Origin of the sequence: Paenibacillus paludis, assembly GCF_042610515.1 — a bacterium.
Lineage (GTDB): Bacteria > Bacillota > Bacilli > Paenibacillales > Paenibacillaceae > Paenibacillus_AQ.
Genome location: NZ_JBGJZP010000027.1, coordinates 1 through 18,649 on the forward strand (window position 1 = coordinate 1; position 18,649 = coordinate 18,649).

At 45.2% G+C, this 18,649-nt stretch carries 14 protein-coding genes, 12 tRNA genes, 1 rRNA gene and 1 pseudogene; 25 read left to right on the forward strand and 3 right to left on the reverse strand.

The features are described from left to right. The 21 genes from rrf to ACAN56_RS31545 form a co-directional block, all read left to right on the forward strand. Nucleotides 1-98 (forward strand): 5S ribosomal RNA (rrf, locus tag ACAN56_RS31445); the annotation flags it as partial. 6 nt (nt 99-104) lie between these two features. Then, a tRNA-Asn gene (locus ACAN56_RS31450) sits at nt 105-180 on the forward strand. A 1-nt stretch (nt 181) separates the two neighbouring features. After that, nucleotides 182-257: transfer RNA gene (locus ACAN56_RS31455), tRNA-Thr, on the forward strand. 11 nt (nt 258-268) lie between these two features. After that, nucleotides 269-343 (forward strand) — tRNA-Glu (locus ACAN56_RS31460). 36 nt (nt 344-379) lie between these two features. Next, a tRNA-Val gene (locus tag ACAN56_RS31465) sits at nt 380-455 on the forward strand. Between the two features lie 52 nt (nt 456-507). Further along, nucleotides 508-581 (forward strand) — tRNA-Gln (locus tag ACAN56_RS31470). A 5-nt stretch (nt 582-586) separates the two neighbouring features. Continuing rightward, nucleotides 587-659 (forward strand) — tRNA-Lys (locus tag ACAN56_RS31475). A 16-nt stretch (nt 660-675) separates the two neighbouring features. Beyond that, nucleotides 676-759: transfer RNA gene (locus ACAN56_RS31480), tRNA-Leu, on the forward strand. Between the two features lie 7 nt (nt 760-766). After that, nucleotides 767-841, forward strand: a tRNA-Gly gene (locus tag ACAN56_RS31485). Nucleotides 842-849: 8 nt separating this feature from the next. Beyond that, nucleotides 850-926, forward strand: a tRNA-Arg gene (locus tag ACAN56_RS31490). 13 nt (nt 927-939) lie between these two features. Beyond that, a tRNA-Pro gene (locus ACAN56_RS31495) sits at nt 940-1,013 on the forward strand. A gap of 12 nt (nt 1,014-1,025) precedes the next feature. Continuing rightward, nucleotides 1,026-1,099, forward strand: a tRNA-Gly gene (locus tag ACAN56_RS31500). 14 nt (nt 1,100-1,113) lie between these two features. Next, nucleotides 1,114-1,187: transfer RNA gene (locus ACAN56_RS31505), tRNA-Pro, on the forward strand. 573 nt (nt 1,188-1,760) lie between these two features. Next, complete coding sequence (gene ppc, locus ACAN56_RS31510) at nt 1,761-4,553, forward strand: phosphoenolpyruvate carboxylase (protein WP_038600882.1); 2,793 nt, start codon at nt 1,761-1,763, stop codon at nt 4,551-4,553. A 632-nt stretch (nt 4,554-5,185) separates the two neighbouring features. Next, nucleotides 5,186-5,752, forward strand: a complete 567-nt coding sequence (gene sigW / locus ACAN56_RS31515) for an RNA polymerase sigma factor SigW (RefSeq protein ID WP_038596958.1) — start codon at nt 5,186-5,188, stop codon at nt 5,750-5,752. Nucleotides 5,753-5,874: 122 nt separating this feature from the next. After that, nucleotides 5,875-6,489 carry a zf-HC2 domain-containing protein gene (locus tag ACAN56_RS31520; RefSeq protein ID WP_038596956.1) on the forward strand — a complete coding sequence of 205 codons (615 nt, stop codon included), beginning with the start codon at nt 5,875-5,877 and terminating at the stop codon, nt 6,487-6,489. 211 nt (nt 6,490-6,700) lie between these two features. Continuing rightward, the gene (cdaA, locus tag ACAN56_RS31525; RefSeq protein WP_038596954.1) at nt 6,701-7,531 is read left to right on the forward strand and encodes a diadenylate cyclase CdaA; all 831 of its coding nucleotides are present in this window, start codon (nt 6,701-6,703) and stop codon (nt 7,529-7,531) included. Further along, nucleotides 7,524-8,978, forward strand: a complete 1,455-nt coding sequence (locus ACAN56_RS31530) for a CdaR family protein (RefSeq protein ID WP_379147749.1) — start codon at nt 7,524-7,526, stop codon at nt 8,976-8,978. Before cdaA ends, ACAN56_RS31530 begins: the two co-directional genes overlap by 8 nt. Before the next feature lie 110 nt (nt 8,979-9,088). Then, complete coding sequence (gene glmM / locus ACAN56_RS31535) at nt 9,089-10,429, forward strand: phosphoglucosamine mutase (protein ID WP_342437318.1); 1,341 nt, start codon at nt 9,089-9,091, stop codon at nt 10,427-10,429. A 632-nt stretch (nt 10,430-11,061) separates the two neighbouring features. Next, complete coding sequence (gene glmS / locus ACAN56_RS31540; protein ID WP_038596945.1) at nt 11,062-12,894, forward strand: glutamine--fructose-6-phosphate transaminase (isomerizing); 1,833 nt, start codon at nt 11,062-11,064, stop codon at nt 12,892-12,894. 342 nt (nt 12,895-13,236) lie between these two features. Continuing rightward, nucleotides 13,237-13,830 (forward strand): chloramphenicol phosphotransferase CPT family protein, encoded by a 594-nt coding sequence (locus ACAN56_RS31545; RefSeq protein ID WP_038596801.1) that lies wholly within the window; start codon nt 13,237-13,239, stop codon nt 13,828-13,830. Between the two features lie 323 nt (nt 13,831-14,153). On the opposite strand, the gene ACAN56_RS31550 is transcribed toward ACAN56_RS31545, so the two are convergent. Continuing rightward, nucleotides 14,154-14,363, reverse strand: a complete 210-nt coding sequence (locus ACAN56_RS31550; protein WP_156131047.1) for a transposase — start codon at nt 14,361-14,363, stop codon at nt 14,154-14,156. A 524-nt stretch (nt 14,364-14,887) separates the two neighbouring features. Between ACAN56_RS31550 and ACAN56_RS31555 the strand changes: the two genes are divergently transcribed. The 4 genes from ACAN56_RS31555 to ACAN56_RS31570 all read left to right on the forward strand — a co-directional run bounded on the left by ACAN56_RS31555 (nt 14,888) and on the right by ACAN56_RS31570 (nt 16,850). Beyond that, nucleotides 14,888-14,980 carry an ATP-binding cassette domain-containing protein gene (locus tag ACAN56_RS31555; RefSeq protein ID WP_379147841.1) on the forward strand — a complete coding sequence of 31 codons (93 nt, stop codon included), beginning with the start codon at nt 14,888-14,890 and terminating at the stop codon, nt 14,978-14,980. A gap of 142 nt (nt 14,981-15,122) precedes the next feature. Then, a complete protein-coding gene (locus tag ACAN56_RS31560; protein WP_342437305.1) occupies nt 15,123-15,347 on the forward strand; it encodes a hypothetical protein in 225 nt (74 codons plus the stop codon). A 442-nt stretch (nt 15,348-15,789) separates the two neighbouring features. Next, entirely contained in the window at nt 15,790-16,266 is a 477-nt protein-coding gene (locus ACAN56_RS31565) for a hypothetical protein (RefSeq protein WP_379147753.1), read from the forward strand. Nucleotides 16,267-16,370: 104 nt separating this feature from the next. Continuing rightward, nucleotides 16,371-16,850: a hypothetical protein gene (locus tag ACAN56_RS31570; protein ID WP_038596794.1), complete on the forward strand. Its 480-nt coding sequence runs from the start codon at nt 16,371-16,373 to the stop codon at nt 16,848-16,850. Nucleotides 16,851-17,344: 494 nt separating this feature from the next. On the opposite strand, the pseudogene ACAN56_RS31575 reads toward ACAN56_RS31570, so the two are convergent. Together ACAN56_RS31575 and ACAN56_RS31580 are read right to left on the reverse strand one after the other, a co-directional pair. Further along, nucleotides 17,345-17,482, reverse strand: a pseudogene (locus tag ACAN56_RS31575) (RCC1-like domain-containing protein); the annotation flags it as partial. Between the two features lie 201 nt (nt 17,483-17,683). Continuing rightward, nucleotides 17,684-18,601: a DMT family transporter gene (locus ACAN56_RS31580; RefSeq protein ID WP_038596788.1), complete on the reverse strand. Its 918-nt coding sequence runs from the start codon at nt 18,599-18,601 to the stop codon at nt 17,684-17,686. Nucleotides 18,602-18,649 lie beyond the last annotated feature (48 nt).

The window sequence follows — 18,649 nt, forward strand, 5'->3', positions numbered from 1 at the left end:
GGGTTCCACGCGTACCCATCCCGAACACGACCGTTAAGCCCTCCAGCGCCGATGGTACTTGGACCGAAGGGTCCTGGGAGAGTAGGACGCCGCCAAGCGGATATTCCCTGATAGCTCAGTTGGTAGAGCACTCGACTGTTAATCGAGTTGTCACAGGTTCGAGTCCTGTTCGGGGAGCCATGCTCTCATAGCTCAGTAGGTAGAGTGCTTCCATGGTAAGGAAGAGGTCACCGGTTCGAATCCGGTTGAGAGCTCCACAGATTTACATGGCCCGTTGGTCAAGGGGTTAAGACACCTCCCTTTCACGGAGGTAACATGGGTTCGAATCCCATACGGGTCACCAACAATACTTATCATTACCCTTTGAAGGCATACATATGGAGGCTTAGCTCAGCTGGGAGAGCATCTGCCTTACAAGCAGAGGGTCGGGGGTTCGATCCCCTCAGCCTCCACCATAAACTTCTTGATATTTATAGAAATTATGGGCATTATAAAGGTATCCATCATAGGGGATTCGCCAAGCGGTAAGGCAACGGACTCTGACTCCGTCATCATAGGTTCGAATCCTATATCCCCTGCCAAATGCGAGCCATTAGCTCAGTTGGTAGAGCACCTGACTTTTAATCAGGGTGTCGAAGGTTCGAGTCCTTCATGGCTCACTTTTATTAGTATTATGCGCGTGTGGCGGAATGGCAGACGCACCAGACTTAGGATCTGGCGTCTTACGACGTGGGGGTTCAAGTCCCTTCACGCGCACCACTTATTTGCGGACGTGGCTCAGCGGTAGAGCATCGCCTTGCCAAGGCGAGGGTCGCGGGTTCGATTCCCGTCGTCCGCTCCATAATTTTTGCGCCCTTAGCTCAGCTGGATAGAGCGTTTGACTACGAATCAAAAGGCCGGGAGTTCGAATCTCTCAGGGCGCGCCATTTTTCATATTAACGGGATGTAGCTCAGCTTGGTAGAGCACCGGGTGTGGGACCAGGGGGTCGCATGTTCAAATCGTGTCATCCCGATTGTACACCTATGCGGGTGTAGTTCAATGGTAGAACTTCAGCCTTCCAAGCTGATAGCGTGGGTTCGATTCCCATCACCCGCTCCATAATTTCATAGTTTCGGGATGTAGCTCAGCTTGGTAGAGCACCTGGTTTGGGACCAGGGGGTCGCATGTTCAAATCGTGTCATCCCGATACTCAGCTAATCAGCTGACATTTAACTCTTACTCCGGTAGGAGTTTTTTGTTTACTTAAGTGAATGATAGAGTGATAATGAAGCTCTCCATAACCCAAGTGGGTTTTATGCGCGCTTTGGACGGGGAGGACCTAACATCCGCCTGATGTGGCAGGAGAACTCGCTCAAGGCTCTCTGACCGTGCTTTATGATAGGTTTAGGTATTTGGAAGGTTAGGCAATCCAAGCCGTTCTGTTCGATTGAACAGGGTCTTGTTATTAGAATGCTAGGGCGTCAGGAAATCCTCATAATGCCACGAAATGAAAACCCCCAATTTTAATGGCCCTTTATATGAATAGATTATATAAATTTATGCCAGCCATTGTCTTTACATAAATACCCTGTTAGTTAGCCAATATAATAAGTATTTTATGACTGTATAAAACGCCAAATTGGTGTATAATCGTAATTACTGCGACGCTTTACAGCGCAATAAGTTGAAGATTTCCGGGCGGTTTTATTGTATGATATGTGGAAAGCTTCAAATAGACAATGTTAAGAACATTGATCCGGAAGAGGATGGGGGGAGCAGCATGACCGAACTTACGACTACCGTTAGCAAAAGCAACTCCAACAATCTGCTGCGGCGGGACGTACGGTTCCTGGGGAATATTCTGGGCGAAGTCTTGGTTCATCAAGGCGGTAACGAATTGCTGGAAATCGTGGAGAAGATCCGCGAGACCAGTAAATCGCTGCGCTCATTGTTTTTGCCTGAACTGCACAATGAATTTAAAGAGCTAATTAATTCACTGGATCCGGAGAATCGCCACCTGGTGATACGGGCATTCGCCATCTATTTTCAATTGGTGAATATCGCCGAACAGAATCACCGCATTCGCCGAAAACGCGACTATGAACGTTCAGCCGGGGAGACTGTACAGCCCGGGTCCATAGAAAGCGCTATTCAGGAACTACGCGAGCGTGACTTCTCCCATGAGGATGTCCATGAAATCATGAATGGCCTCTCACTAGAGCTGGTCATGACGGCTCACCCTACGGAAGCTATGCGCCGGGCGATCCTTGATATTCATAAACGGATTTCCGATGATGTAATGGGATTGGATAATCCTACCTTGACCTTCCGGGAACGCGAACAGTTACGCGAGAAGCTGCTGAACGAGGTCATCACGTTGTGGCAGACCGATGAGCTGCGTGACCGCAAGCCTACGGTACTCGATGAAGTGCGTAATGGAATGTATTATTTCCATGAGACGATTTTTCAAGTATTGCCGGATGTGTACCAAGAGCTTGAGCGATGTCTGAGCAAATACTATCCAGGCCAGAACTGGCATGTACCGACGTATCTGCGTTTTGGCTCATGGATCGGCGGGGACCGCGATGGCAACCCTTCAGTGACTGCTGCGGTTACGCTGCAGACGCTGCGCTTGCAGCGCAAGCTGGCTATCCGGGAATATCAGCGTATCATGCGCGAACTCATGCAGTACCTGAGTTTTAGTACAAGCATCGTTGAGGTGACGCAGGAACTGGTGGATTCCATTGAACAGGACCGCAACATTATCAATCTTAACCGGGTTGATGCCTGGCGCAATGACAACGAGCCGTACCGGATTAAACTAAGTTACATGATCTCCAAGATACAGAACGTGCTGGATGATGAGAAAAAGGGTACGCCTGAGCGCTACTCCTCACCAGAACGATTTATAGATGATTTGAACGTGATAGACCGCAGTCTGCGTCATCACTATGCGGATTATGTAGCGGATACCTACATTAAGAAGCTGATCCGCCAGGTGGAGCTGTTTGGCTTCCACACGGCTACACTGGATGTTCGCCAGCACAGTCAGGAGCATGAAAATGCGATGACAGAAATTTTGGCCAAAATGAACATCACGCAGGATTACGCTAAACTAGAGGAAAATGAAAAAATTCGAATTCTGGAGAATCTGCTGAATGATCCTCGTCCGCTGACTTCACCTTATCAGACTTACAGTGAGAGCACAGAGGAATGTCTTGCGGTGTACCGTACAATCTTCACTGCGCAGGAGGAATACGGCAAGCAATGCATCACCAGTTATCTGATCAGTATGGCTGAAGCAGCGAGCGACATCTTAGAGGTTATGGTGTTCGCGAAGGAAGTCGGCTTGTTCCGCAAAGATAATGATGGAACTGTCGTATGTACACTGCAGGCAGTCCCGCTGTTTGAGACCATTGATGATTTACATGATGCGCCACAAATTATGCGTACACTGCTTAGTATGCCGATCTACCGTGATGCTGTTAGTGCGATGAGCGATGTGCAGGAAATTATGCTTGGCTATTCAGACAGCAACAAAGACGGCGGGGTAGTTACCGCGAACTGGGAATTGCGCGTTGCATTGAAGCAAATTACGGCTACTGCAGAGGAATTCGGGATTAAGCTGAAATTCTTCCACGGACGTGGTGGTGCGCTCGGACGCGGCGGGATGCCGCTGAACCGCAGTATTCTTGCTCAACCGGCCTCAACCATTGGCGGTGGCATCAAGATTACGGAACAGGGAGAGGTTATTTCTTCCCGGTATTCGATGCAAGGTATTGCTTACCGCAGCTTGGAGCAGGCAACCTCGGCGCTTGTGACGGCAGCTATTAATGCCAGAATGCCTGAGGCTGATCTGTACGAAAGCAAGTGGGAAGAGATTGTGGCCCGGATTTCCGAAGTCTCGCTTAATAAATATCAGGATCTGATCTTCCGTGATCCGGATTTCTTTGCTTATTTCAAAGAATCAACACCGCTGCCCGAGGTTGGAGAACTCAATATCGGTTCCCGTCCTTCGAAGCGTAAGAATAGTGACCGTTTTGAGGATCTGCGCGCCATTCCATGGGTATTTGCGTGGACGCAGAGCCGTTATCTGCTCCCGGCCTGGTACGCCGCTGGAACAGGGCTGCAGAGCTTCTATGAGGATAAGGAAGAGAACCTGAAGATCATGCAGCATATGTATGAGAACTTCTCCTTCTTTACTACGCTCATTGACACCCTGCAAATGGCTATTGCCAAGGCCGATCTGATTATCGCCAAGGAATACGCAAGCATGGGTAAGAATGAGGAAGCGCGTCAGCGGATATTCGGCCAGATCGAAGCCGAATTCAAGCTGACCTCAGAACTCATTCTCAAAATTACCGGCCAGCAGGATATTTTGGATAACGTTCCTGTGATTCAGGAATCTATCCGGCTGCGCAATCCATACGTTGATCCACTCAGCTACCTGCAGGTGCAGTTGTTGTCCGAGCTGAGAGCTCTTCGCGAGGTTGAAGGCGATGACGCCGAACTGCTGCGTGAGGTGCTGCTCACGATCAATGGTATTGCCGCCGGTCTGCGGAACACGGGCTGATACTCTGATCTGACTTGATGGTTTGCAATATTTGATCTTCAAGAAGTAGATCTTTGAAGTTGATCTACTGTAGTTAATATTCATGATGTCACTCTCTTAGTCGTTGATTTTTCGAAGCCGGCAAAGCCGCTTCCTTCAAACCCGTCCACCTCTGGTATGGAGGCCGGACGGGTTTTTGTGTTTTCTATGTAGCCGGCCTTAAGGGCCAGGCAAGAGAACCAGATCTTGTTCCCTTTACATTAGCTGAAGCTGCTCCAGCCCCATGCCTCTCAGCCTTTGTTGCTGAAATGTAATTTGGGCTGAATTACATGGCATTCCAATACCGGTGATGGAGCAGCGAAGAGGAAATTTGCAACTGGAGGAGCGGTAGCGTTCGCCTTTATTGTCGGATTCCTACCGCTGCCAGCGGTTCAAATCAGGGAATCTGACAATAACAGCGACTAGAAGTCCAAATGTTTCCCGCAGCTGCGATTAATCACCGTCTAAGCAATGCGTGGATTTTGCCCAATATACCTATAGGTAACAATACAATCCTTGATTTTTGCCGGAACATGAATTACGATTTAAATGCTTGTACCGTGGACATTCAAGAGATGAAATACCAAGGGCGGCAAGTCTGGGGGAGTTAACAGGTGGAGAATTTGGAAGGCAGATTGACAAAGCTCGCCTTGAAAGGCGACCAAAGGGCATTTGCCGAGCTTGTGGAACTATATAAAGACAAGATATATCATCTGGCTTACCGGATGCTGAACAACCGCCATGAAGCGGAGGATATCGTTCAGGAGACTTTTTTGCGTGTGTATCGAAATTTGGACCGTTATGATGATAAGCAGAAGTTCTCAACCTGGATTTACCGGATTGGCACGAACCTCTGCATTGATAGGCTGCGCAAGCGCAAACCAACGTATTCGCTGGATGCCGAGATGAACGATCAGGAAGGTATTGACGGCTATTCGATGATTCCCAGCGACAATGTAACACCAGAGACAGAGCTTTTGCTCTCTGAGACACAGTCGCTGATTTATGAGGCTATCGACAGTTTGCCCGTCAAATACAGGTCCGTGATGATTTTGCGTTATTTGCAGGATTTGTCGCTTCAGGAGATCAGTGACGTGCTGGATATGCCCGTAACGACGATCAAGACACGGGTTCACCGCGGACGTGAATTTTTACGTAAAAAATTAGGCCCTAAAATGTAAAAATAGATTTATTTTTATGAAACGTCCTTCAGGGAGCGACGTATGTAAGTTAAGCAAGTCTTATGCGCCCTGTCTCTTTGTTTTGAAATAATTAAATAGCACTCATGAAAGGATTGGCTCCTATGGAATGCAAACTGGCCGTCTCTATGATGCACGACTACCTGGATGACGACTTGCCCGAACTGCAGCAGAGGGAATTGAAGGAGCATCTTCTATCCTGTCCGGATTGCCGTGCGAAGTTCAAAGAATTGGAACAGACCGATATGCTGATGTTCTCGCTGATGCACCAGAACCCTGTTGCCTCGGAGGATCTTGTAGGCCGGATTATGAATTCATTACCGAAATCCAAGAAGGAAAGAGCCTTCATCACCTGGATCAAGCGACATCCCGCGCTTACTGCGGCGTCCTTGTTTATTTTTGTGATGTTGATGAGCTCCGTTACTTTTTGGAATCAGGATAGACAGCTTGTAGTCAGAGGAAGCGACCTCGATCAGGTTGTCATCAAAGGAGATACGGTTATCGTACCTTCCGGCAAAATCATTTCCGGCGATCTTACGGTGGAGAACGGTAAAACTCAAGTATATGGGGAAGTCAACGGCAATGTGACTGTGATCGACGGCACTCTGTACAAGGCTTCAACCGCTCATATTTCCGGGCAAGTCAAAAGCATAGACCAAGCGGTAAGTTGGCTCTGGTATAAAGTGACGAACATGTTCTCTGAAGTTGCCTACCGTTAATTAGATATGGTTGCTTTTAGCAGAAAACTCATTTGCGCCTCTTTTTCCGGAAAGATGGCGCTTTTTTGTTGTCTTTAAACGTCTGAAACATAAAACCCCAACGACCTAAACTTGCAACCTGAGCGTGAACGTTATAACCTAGATATTGATACAGAACTTACAGACATTTTACATAAACCCAGCTAATATGAAATGACGGGGGTTTTAGGCAATGAGTTATTTTACTGACCTTACATGGAAAGAGTCCATTAAAGATATAATCGATATTCTGATTGTCAGTTATATTATTTATAAAGTGCTCAATATGGTTCGCGGAACGCGGGCGGTTCAACTCCTGAAGGGGATATTGGTGCTGGTTATTATTTGGGCGCTGAGCACCCTGCTGGATTTGTATACCCTGAAATGGCTGATGAATCAGATTTATACCTTTGGGATCTTTGCGATCTTTATTATCTTTCAGCCTGAACTGCGAAGGGGACTGGAGCAGCTTGGACGGGGGAAATTTTTTGGACGAACCTCGGAGAATGATGAGGAAGTCAGTAAATTAATCGGTGAAGTCATTAAAGCCATGAATTATTTATCCCAGCGAAAGATAGGGGCCTTAATTGTCTTCGAAAGGGCGACTGGACTTAATGAATTTACTGAATCCGGCATTCCGATGCGTTCTGTTGTCAGCTCTGAGCTGCTGATCAATATTTTCATTCCCAACACCCCGCTGCATGACGGTGCGCTGATTATGCAGGATGGTCAAATCGCCGCAGCAGCCTGTTATTTGCCGTTGTCGGAGAATCCGTTCATCAGCAAGGAGCTGGGGACACGTCACCGGGCAGCCATTGGGATCAGCGAAGTCGCGGATTCTGTGTCTGTTGTGGTCTCCGAAGAGACCGGGCAAATTTCGCTGGCGATTAACGGGCAAATTGTAAGGGACATTAAGGAAGAATCGCTCATCTCGAAGCTGCACCAGGAGCTTAGTGCGACTTCCCCGCTGAAGGAGAAAAGTTCTGCTTTCTGGAAACGGAGAGGGGGCAAGAGCAATGGATAAGTGGATGAAGAACAATAACTTCAACAAAATTCTTGCGCTTGTCTTCGGTGTGATTTTATGGACCATTGTACATGTGGATACGGAGCCTACGAACCAGACTACAGTTAATACTGAATCGAAAATCATTGAGAATGTTAAGATAGCGAGAAGCGGATTTGATGACGAAAAGTATATCTACACCATGGACGTTGACAGCGTAAGGCTGGAGGTTCGGGGCAAAAGATCCGACCTTAACTTTAAGTTGTCGGATGCCTATAAGGTTTCGGTGGATTTAAGCGGATTACAGCCGGGGGATACAACGCTGCCGCTAAACTATTCGCTGCCCAGCGGGGTGATGTATGAATCCATGGAGCCTAAACAAGTGAATGTGCATGTGGAACTGCGGACTACAAAGTCATTTCCGGTCACAATAAGTACGAAGGGCGAGCCGGCGGCGGGTTATCAGGTCGGCACCCCGGTGATTCAGCCGGAGACGGCTGAGGTTACGCTGGCTGACAGCGAGCTGAGCAGGGTGGCTAAGGTGCAGGGGATCATCGAGCTGGATGGCGAAAGTGAAACCTTCAAAGAGAAGAAACTAAAGTTGTATGCCTATGACAGCAGCGGCAAGGAAATAGAAGATGCAGTGATCGAGCCTGCTTCCGTATCTGTGGAGCTGCCGATCACCCTGCCTTTCAAAAGCTTGCCGCTGGATATTAGCTTCAGCGGTCAGCTTCCCGGCTCCCTCGTCGTATCCAGGGTAACTCCTGAGGTCGATGCGGTGAATGTGTTTGGGAACAAGGAGGTGCTGGCAGGGCTGTCCTCCTATGAGGCGACCCTGGATTTAAGTTCTATCACTTCTGCGGGTACACAGCAGCTGCCACTGGAGCTTAAGCCTCCTGAGGGAGCCACGAAGGTCGATCCGGGAACGGTGAAGGTGTCGGTGACGACCGCAGAAATTGCCCAGCGGACGATTGAGGCGGTTCCCATTAAGCTGCAAGGGGTGGCCAACGGACTTACAGCCCTGATGACGGATCCGTCCAGCAAAACTGTGTCACTGACTGTATCCGGGGCACCTACCCTGCTGGATCAACTGGATCAGGACAATATCAGTGTGGTCGCGGATGTCGGCGGTTATGCCGCCGGTGTTCATCAGATAACCCTTCAGGTCTCACTGCCAAGGTTCATCTCGCTGGTGAATTCCGCTCAGCCGCTTACAGCAACAGTGGATCTGCAAGTACCTTCAACGCCAGAAAGTACGGAGGCGCCAGCTACCGAGTCGGCAGTCACTCCTGAGCCGAGTTCTGAGCCCGCTGCCGGTGAAGAAATTACTGCCGAGCCCTCCCCCTCTCACAACGGCGATAGTGCAGCCACGCCCACACCGTCCCCGACTGAGAGTACGGCAGAAAGCAGCAGTATCCCCACTGGCAACGGGAATAGCAATAATGCCGGAAGCACAGGCGGAACGTAACTTTATAAACTGGAATACGTCTATTTAGATGTATTTTGGTACACGGAATAATTAAACTTTCATACAATAATTCATTAAGCTGAACCAGCGTAATCAAAGGAGAAATAAAGATGGGTAAGTATTTCGGAACAGATGGTGTACGCGGAGTTGCAAACCGGGAATTAACAGCAGAAATGGCCTACAGTATTGGCCGCTGCGGAGGGTATGTGCTTGCGGGTAACGTAGAGAAGCCTAAGGTAGTCATAGGGATGGATACACGGATTTCCGGTCCATTGCTGGAATCGGCGCTTGTAGCCGGCCTGTTGTCCATTGGGGCCCATGTTATACGTCTGGGTGTAGTGAGTACACCTGCTGTTGCATATATTACAAGATTGCTTAAGGCCGATGCGGGCGTCATGATCTCTGCGTCACATAATCCGGTGGAGGATAATGGCATTAAATTTTTTGGCGGAGACGGCTTCAAGCTGACTGACGAGACGGAACTGCGGATTGAAGAACTGATGGATGCGGAGAAGGATGAGCTGCCCCGTCCTGTTGGATCTGGCTTAGGTACAGTTACGGTAGATAACGATGCTAAATATCTTTATCTGGAATATTTGAAGACAACCATTTCCCAAAGCTTCAAAGGAATCAAAGTGGTGCTTGATTGCGCTCACGGTGCAGCGTATGAGCTGGCCCCGCGGCTATTCAGAGAGCTTGGCGCCGAGGTCATTGCCATTGGAGCAGAGCCTGACGGGCTGAACATTAATGATGGCTTCGGTTCCACCCACCCTGAAACCTTGCGTGAGGAAGTACTGCGCCAAGGTGCGGATTTAGGACTTGCCTTTGACGGCGATGCCGACCGCCTGATTGCCATCGACGAGAAGGGCGACGAGGTTGACGGTGACTTTATCCTTTGCATCTGTGGAGATGCCATGAACCGTGCAGGTAAGCTGAAGGATGGAACTATTGTCTCTACAGTAATGAGTAACATCGGTTTCTACAAAGCGACTGAGAAATTATCGCTCAACACAGCCAAGACAGCTGTCGGCGACCGTTACGTGATGGAAGAAATGCGCCGCGGAGGATACAACCTGGGCGGAGAGCAGTCCGGGCATGTCATTTTCCTCGATTATAATACAACCGGAGACGGCATTCTCACGGCGATTCAGCTGGTGGATACGATGAAGGCCTCAGGGAAGAAGCTGAGTGCGCTGAAATCAATGATGACCAAATATCCGCAGGTGCTTGTGAATGTACGTGTGCAGGATAAGACCAACTACCCTAACAATCCGGCAATTGAAGCGGCGATTAATGAGGTAGAAGGCAAGCTTGGCGATAATGGCCGTGTGCTGGTACGTCCTTCCGGAACCGAACCGCTGATCCGTGTAATGGCGGAAGGACCGGATAAGGCTGAACTGGATCTTTTTGTCGGTCAGATTGTTGATGTAGTACAGCGCGAATTGGTCTAATTTATTATTTCTACTGGCAGCTGGTGGATGTAATCGACAGATTTATTCACCGGCTTCCTGATCAATATATCCAGTTTGTTGAAGCGTTCCAAAAGGTTTCACGAGTTATAGCATTGCCAAAGTGATGTAAGGTGCATATAATGATTAAGTGTCATTCCAGAAGGAAAGCGGGGATAGTAAGGTTACTGCAATAGCAAGCGCCAGAGCTTGATCTTGCGCGGGGGAGAAGGGAAAGCCTGCAAGTTGCCAATCAGGGCAAGGCTTGAACGGATCACGGCAGATGTAAGCTGACGAGGTGGAGGCGTTCGAAATGTTCGGCGGGGACCTCCCGGTGATGCACCAGAGCCGTAAATGGAAGCGGAAAATGAGCGGGCGACCACTCTTACAACGCGACTATGGGTGCAAATTAGAAATGTTATTTCATGGGTATGTGCGATCTGGAAAGTAAACAGAGGTCTGCTGCGGCAGAGGAGAAGACTGTGCATTTCATGAACACCTAGCAGGTGACAGGTTTATTTTGTTGGACTTATGACTACAACAGAATATTTGCTTTTTCTCAAGTAACATGCCGCACGGCACGTTTCTTTCCTTATGCCGCCCACATTACGATAAAATGGACGGAGGAAAATATAATGTGTGGTATTGTAGGATATATTGGTAATCAGAATTCGCAGGGGATCTTGGTTGAAGGATTGAAGAAGCTGGAGTACCGTGGTTATGATTCGGCAGGTATTGCCGTATTTACCAAGGAAGGACTGCAGGTCGTGAAGGCTCAGGGCCGTATGGCAAACCTGGAGTCGAGACTTGAAACCACTCCGCTGACAGGAAGTGCCGGAATCGGGCACACCCGCTGGGCGACTCATGGTAAACCTTCTGATGAGAACTCCCATCCTCACACCGATGAAAGCCAGAAGTTCTCGGTAGTTCACAACGGGATTGTCGAAAACTACCTGGACCTTAAAGAAGAGCTGATTGCCGGCGGATGCCACTTCACTTCCGAAACAGATACAGAGGTTATTTCTCACCTGATCGCCCGTGAATATGAAGGAGATATCGTAAAAGCTGTTCAAAAAGCGATCACTTTCATGCGCGGTGCGTTTGCACTGGGTGTTCTGACTGAATATGAGCCGGATAAATTGGTAGCTGTGCGTCAAGCCAGCCCGCTGATTATCGGCCTTGGCGAAGGCGAAAACTTTATCGGGTCTGATATTCCAGCACTGCTGGAATACACCCGCAACGTATATATTTTGAACGACGGCGAAATGGCTGTATTGACACGGGATGCTGTCGAACTGATGACGATTGAAGGCAACTTTATTTCTCGGGAAATGATTACTGTCGATTGGGATGCAGTTACCGCAGAAAAAGGCGGGTATGAGCATTTCATGCTGAAAGAAATTCACGAGCAGCCTAAGGCTTACCGCGACACTATGCGCGGCCGCATGAATGCCGAAGGCAACAAGGTTATTCTGCCGGAGCTAAACTTGACCGTTGAGCAAATCAAGAATATCCGCAACATCCAGATCGTGGCTTGCGGTACAGCCTACAATGCGGGTCTGGTTGGACGCAGCCTGATTGAATCCCTGGTGCGTATCCCGGTAGAGAATGATATCGCATCGGAATACCGTTACCGTTCACCAATCGTAACACCGGAAACACTGGTCATCGTAGTCAGCCAATCCGGTGAGACTGCTGATACACTGGCTGCTTTGCGTGAAGGTCAAGCAAACGGTGCGCATGTACTGGCAATCACCAACGTAGTGGGCAGCTCCATCGCCCGTGAAGCCAATGACGTGCTTGTGACACTGGCTGGACCGGAAATCGCTGTAGCGTCCACTAAGGCATATACTTCGCAGATTATCGCGTTCACTTTGCTTGGTCTGTATCTGGCTGAAGTACGCGAAACACAAAGCGAAGCACAGGTTGCCGAGATTCTCGCCGCTATGCAGTCACTGCCTGAGCAAGTGGAAGAAATTCTGGCACAGAAAGAAGCAATTAAAACCTATGCTGAGCAAATCTCCGAGCACAAACACCTGTTCTTCATCGGCCGCGGTGTAGACTATGCGGTAGCTCAGGAAGGCTCGCTGAAGCTGAAAGAAATCTCCTACATTCACTCCGAAGCTTATGCTGCGGGTGAACTGAAGCATGGTACCCTGGCACTGATCGAAGAAGGCGTTCCAGTCATTGCCTTGGCCACCCAGGAATCCGTTCTGGAGAAAACAGTCAGCAACATCAAAGAAGTGAAAGCCCGCGGCGCAGACGTGCTGGCAATCACTCATGAAGAGCATGTAACCGACCTGCTGAGATCGGTAGATCAGGCATTCGTGATTCCTAAGACCCTGCCGCTGCTGACATCTGCTTTGTCCGTAGTAACGCTGCAATTGCTGGCTTACTATGCTTCGCTGGCCCTGGGCCACGATGTGGATAAACCACGTAACCTGGCGAAGAGCGTTACGGTGGAGTAGTAGAGGTTTTGATACGAATTCTTTGTCTGGTGATAAGAAAGTAGGGAACCAGTAAAGAAAGTATAGAACTAGTTAAAAAACTATGGAACCAGTAAAAAATGTGTGGAACTTCTACAACAGTCCCGATGATGCTTTTTTAGGTCATCGGGGCTGTTTTTTTTAGAAGGGATTGTAGTCAGTGTCCAAATAAAATAAAGTATTAGACTGGCGGGCGCTTCATTAACGGGCAGGATAGTTCAATCATTTCTCGAATATTTTATGAGTTGGATAATTCTATGAACTTTGTGAATATAACGTTTTCTGAAAGATACGAAATAATTATTTTTTGAAGGGATGATTAAATTGAAGCAAGGGATATTAGTTTTTTTAAATGGAACTTCAAGTTCCGGAAAGACCTCCATATCGACTGAACTGATAAATCAGAAAGAGATTCTTTTTTATCATTTATCAATTGATGATTTTTTTAATAATTACAATGATTTTATTAACAATAAATTTCCAGATGAACCTCCAAAAGCAATAGATCATCAAGTTGTCTCTCAAATAGTTGATGATTCTATATTCACTGTGTACCATTCGACAATTAAATTGTTATTAGAATTGGGTTTTAATGTAATAGCAGATACCATAATCAACACTGAAAAGAGGTTTAATGAGTTTCTTGATCAATTTTTCGATCAGCCTACGTTATTTACAGGTGTAATATGCTCGAAAGAAGAACTCATAAGAAGAGAGCAAACAAGAGGAGATAGACCGATTGGACTAGCAGATTCACAGTTTACCCAAGTATATTGCTTTGATGAATATGACCTCGAAGTAAATACGGAAGAGATGAATCCAACAGAATGTGCCGAAAAGATATTAAGTTTTATTAAGTCCAATAAGGAATATTCGGTATTTAAGAAATTACGTAAAAGAAATGTTAGTGTTTCCTAGATGGCGTATCCATCAGATAACACCATATTCAAGCATTGGGGTTATCGTCCCTCGGTCTGCCCGAGGGATTTCGGAAATAAGCTCCCATCATTCAATTTGTTCTTAATCAATGAAAGATCACTAAATTATAAGAAAGGGTCGAGTTCATAGGGATTAAAAATTTCAAATATAAAGAATACATAGATGAATCAATTTCATAATGCATTGCCTTAAAGAGCAATAGACTACTCCAATCTCATCAACTTCATTTTTTGAATTTTATGCTGCATTAAACTGAGCTTGTTTGTTTATGCGGTCACAAGCTAAAGTAATTCAGCTTCTCGCTATCGGTTATATGCAATAATAGCAAGTGCTTTAGTTTTACGCACTTCTTGGTAAATTGCTTCGTAGTCATAACCTGCATCCAAAGTTGCATACTTAAATGTGTAGTTTGGATACTGTGAAGTGATCCCTTTCAATAATGGAATTGCAGCTTTTCTGTCATTTAAATCCCCAGAAGAAAGCAAGCCTCCAAGAATATACTGACTCCTTATTCCGACTGCTAAGTACCTTTAAATCATGCCAAATGGGAATTATTTTGTATGCTCCTTTTGGAATAAGTGAGAAGATTTCTTCACCTTAGAGATCCTTTTGATTTCTCTTGGCAGCTTAATTGGTGCTGTAAGTAGTGTATCCGGCGCACTCACTCTTGCAATCGAAATTGCAGTGGTTTATGCCATAGTTCGTCTATTGTCCTAAGGCTCTGTAAGAGAAGGCGGAAGCTCTATGCTTACTGCTTTTTTGCATCTTATTGGTTCGTGGATGCAGCTTGTCGTTTTTCTATATACATCCTTTTCGCAGTTTTTTATGATGAGTTCATTAGAATAACTGGAGGAGGAGCAGTCTTATGGGAGCTTTACTATTAATCATCGCTTGGATTGTTGAACTTGCTTTGGCAATATATTGTGCGGCAACTAAGCAAATCCCCGTCGGGATGCGTTCAATAATTCGAGCAACAAGAGAATAGACCATTGCTGAAAAATTAACTTCCACAGGTGCACCGTGACGCGACTTTTTTCTGACTAAACTCAGGATCGGTGAGATGTTTGGGTTGCTAGGACCTAATGGGGCTGGGAAGTCTACGTTGATGAATGAAAAGGTAAGGACGTGAATGAACATAGAAACAATTGTGGTAGATCAAAAAAGTGCTGATGCTGCCAGAATTGTGCGTAAACGGGGAGAGTTGATGCAAGGGTAAGTATTATTGTGAAATAATCTTCATTTATCTTAATTGGAAAAGGGGTTTTGAATCAATGAATAGCAATATTATTTGCGGGATAGTATTATTAGCGCTGAGTTTGTTTTTTAAGCCATTATTGGCGATTGTGGGGCTGAATGAAAGGTTGTTCGGATTGTACTGGCAAGGTGAAACTGTGTTTTCATTGAGTCCATTCTTAGTTCGGATTATTCTAGCAGTAATTGGGATTATCATGCTTATCATCGGCGGTATGCAAGTTGCCAAGCAGAAGAATACATAGTTGAAAGGAACTTCGCAGCACTTAATTGGCAAACAAGCTTCGATGTAGCTGAGGCAACATGCATTGCTGGATTTGACTGAATTTAGAGTCTGGATAAAAGAGCAGCTTTGAGCGTTTATCAAAGAAAACAAGCTGGTCTGCGAAAGTTCAGTTAATTAAATTAGTTTCACGGATTTTTATCACCATCAGAATAAGTGGAAAAGCAACACAGATATCAAGAGCCGTCCTAAAATCCCAGGGTGGCTCTTTTTTTGTAAATGGAAGTGTAAGGAGAAAATAATATTTTAGACTGAGAAAATAAAGTATTAGACCGTCGAGGGGATTAAACGAACGGGCAGGATAGCTCAATAATTTCGCGAATACTCTACATAGAGTTATTTACGAAGTTCGTAAATAAGACGTTATGCGAAAGTGCTGTAAATCTTATTAAGGAGGAATCCTCTTGATAGGCCCGATATATCTTAGGGAAGGACTAGTTACAAAGTTTAAAGATCATATTTCAAAAATCCCTTATTGCATAATAATTCACAACGATGAAACCCATTCAATAAAAAAACCAAAGAATCTAACAATCGACGAGGTTAATTCAATCGTTTTCAATTTTATTAGTGCAAAGTATCCTATTGTTTGTTCTGCAGGAAGCAAAAGTACAATTCCTTTTTGGGACTATCATGTTGCCCTGAATTGTGGAGATAGTGATAAAGATGTTTTTATTTCTGAATTATTAGTTAGAGAACCAATGCACGAAAACATGATAAAAGGAATATTAATGGCGTATTTTATGGTAATCAACAACAAAAATAACTACGAAAGACTAGTTGTACCAATTAAATTGGAAAAGATTGAGGGATATGAAGATATAACAATTGAATATGACCATTTAAATAATCTTACATATTTATACAAAAGAAAATCTTGAATGTATCTCAAAGAAGCCGGCACCATCGCATAACACCATGTTCACGCTTCGGGCATTCACCCCTCGGTCCGGCAGGCTTTATTAAATAATGAAAGGAATTAAGAATGAAAAGATATATTGAATTTTCTTTTTATCTACCGTTTTTTGATTTGATAGATGACACGTTTGAGGTATTTAGTTTAGAAGAATTAATGAGACAATTAAATATAAGATTTAATTTCATGGAATTATGTGACCAGTATTTATCATATGGCGAAGGACCTAGCAGAGCAGGAAAGGGAGATGTTTTTGTATTTTTTACGAAAGACGATAGGGATAGTTTTATATTAATAGATTTGTTTAATGACTTTACTGATCAGCATAACATGGTGAAATTAGGAGTCCGCTGTGAAATTAAACATGATAACGATAAGCGGGTAAGGAATATACTTAATAATATACACTCAAGGGCAGAGATTAAAAGTAAAATAAAAGAGAGTAATGATGATTTACTGAAGTTAGAGATCAACAGCGAAGAGTATCCAAAAGAGATTCGTTATGGGGATCAAAAATACATGAAGAACATTTATTATAACACCATATAGACCTTATGCCTGTAGTTCAAGAAGGCAGATACATCATCTAACAAGGTATTCACGCTGCAGCCCATACGGCCCTTGGTCTGTAAGAGATTTTTCGGGCAAGTGAACTCAGCAGATAACCCTGCACTGGCTAAGTCCGTCGGACCTGGGGCTAAGCCCCTTAAGCCAGTGAGGGTTCGTGATCGTGTCTGAAAGCCACATTAGAGTTAAATACTTAATGTGGCTTTTCTATTTATAAAACTTTGGCATTATAACACTGTTCGATCCCACGACCAGTCTACAACTTTATTTTCTTTATTCAGTTGTAGTATTACATTAAAGTTATTAATTGTCATTTATGTGAGTAACTTAACAATAAGGTTTGTGTCTTGAAAAAATAGATTGTAATTACTCATTTGAGCGACTTTTTTATGCTTACAAAGAGAAAATAGGTGTTCGGAGAAAATACAGTAGACTAGGAAAATAAAGTTGTAGACTGAGTACCTAACGATAATCCATTAAATAAATCCGATTGCGGGTACTTGGATGCCGCACCAGCCGCTTAACTCACATTGGCCATATTTATTATCACCCACAGCCGTCACAGTGCCGTCTGATTTAAGCCCGACGGTATGGTGATAACCCGCCGCGATGGCGGCCGGCGCGCCGACCAGTGTGTCATATCTTTTAGGCGCAACGGTTTCCATAATCGAATCCCCCGTAATTCATAATTTTATAGATAGTATTGCAGAATCTTCACGAATTTTCAACGATTCAGTGTGGCCGGTCACCGCACAGCTCGCCTCGGGCAACCGTCTGTTCTGGGAGACCTGATGGTGAATTCCTCATATTTAAAATCATAGATTATTTGAAGTAGACTTCTTATTCAATGTCATTAACAAAATCAGTCCGATGATACATGCTGTACCAATCCATTGGAAAAAGCCAAAAGGCTCTTTTAACCAAAATACAGTTGTTAATATAGCAGCTAGTGGTTCCAAACTACCTAGAAGGCTTGTTTCTTTTGCTGAAAGGCTCTTTAAACTTTCTATATAGAACCAGAATGCTATCATTGTGCCGAATAGAATAACGAAGATTAAGTATAAATAGGTTTCTAGCGTCCAGTTTTTAAAGTCTGACTGCCAAGGTGGATGGATAAGGCTTAATCCGAAACCACCGATTATCATAGCCCAACCGACAATGACGAGGGAATCGTATTGCTTCAAGAGAGGAATTGCGTATAGGGTATAAAAAGCTAGGGATATTCCTGATAAAAGCCCCCAAACTATTGAGATTTTTGGCACGGATAGTTGAGAGATCGAGCCGTTTGTTAGTAAGAAGAAACAACCAACTAAAGCAAGGCAAATAGTTACCAAATCATTTCGTGTTAAGACAATGTGTTTGCGAAGAATTAAATAGATGATAATCATTATAGGGGCTAAACACTGTAATAGTGTTGCAACAGCAGCATTACCGGATTTGATCGATGCCATGTACGTGTATTGAACGGAGAGCATACCAACCAAACCGAAGACAAGGAGTTGGCAAGCTGTCTTTCTATTTTTCCATACACTGAATAGTTGTGAACGGTCTTTTATGAAAAACTGAACGGTTAAGAGTAAAGCACCAGCTATGAGCAAACGTGTTGCTACAAGCCAATTTACATCGATTGTGAATTGCTGAAAGAGTTTTTTTGAAACGGTACCACTAATCCCCCAAAATATAGCCCCTGTTATAACAAGAAACAATCCTGTTCTTCTGGCTGATCTATCCATGATGATTCCCCACCTTATAATATAATAATAGTGTTATAATAGGTGAAA

Coding starts and splice junctions, on each gene's coding strand:
- ppc (WP_038600882.1), top strand. CDS start 1,761: ATGACCGAACTTACGACTACCGTTAGCAAAAGCAACTCCAACAATCTG.
- ACAN56_RS31520 (WP_038596956.1), top strand. CDS start 5,875: ATGGAATGCAAACTGGCCGTCTCTATGATGCACGACTACCTGGATGAC.
- cdaA (WP_038596954.1), top strand. CDS start 6,701: ATGAGTTATTTTACTGACCTTACATGGAAAGAGTCCATTAAAGATATA.
- ACAN56_RS31530 (WP_379147749.1), top strand. CDS start 7,524: ATGGATAAGTGGATGAAGAACAATAACTTCAACAAAATTCTTGCGCTT.
- glmM (WP_342437318.1), top strand. CDS start 9,089: ATGGGTAAGTATTTCGGAACAGATGGTGTACGCGGAGTTGCAAACCGG.
- glmS (WP_038596945.1), top strand. CDS start 11,062: ATGTGTGGTATTGTAGGATATATTGGTAATCAGAATTCGCAGGGGATC.
- ACAN56_RS31560 (WP_342437305.1), top strand. CDS start 15,123: ATGAATAGCAATATTATTTGCGGGATAGTATTATTAGCGCTGAGTTTG.
- ACAN56_RS31570 (WP_038596794.1), top strand. CDS start 16,371: ATGAAAAGATATATTGAATTTTCTTTTTATCTACCGTTTTTTGATTTG.
- ACAN56_RS31580 (WP_038596788.1), bottom strand. CDS start 18,601: ATGGATAGATCAGCCAGAAGAACAGGATTGTTTCTTGTTATAACAGGG.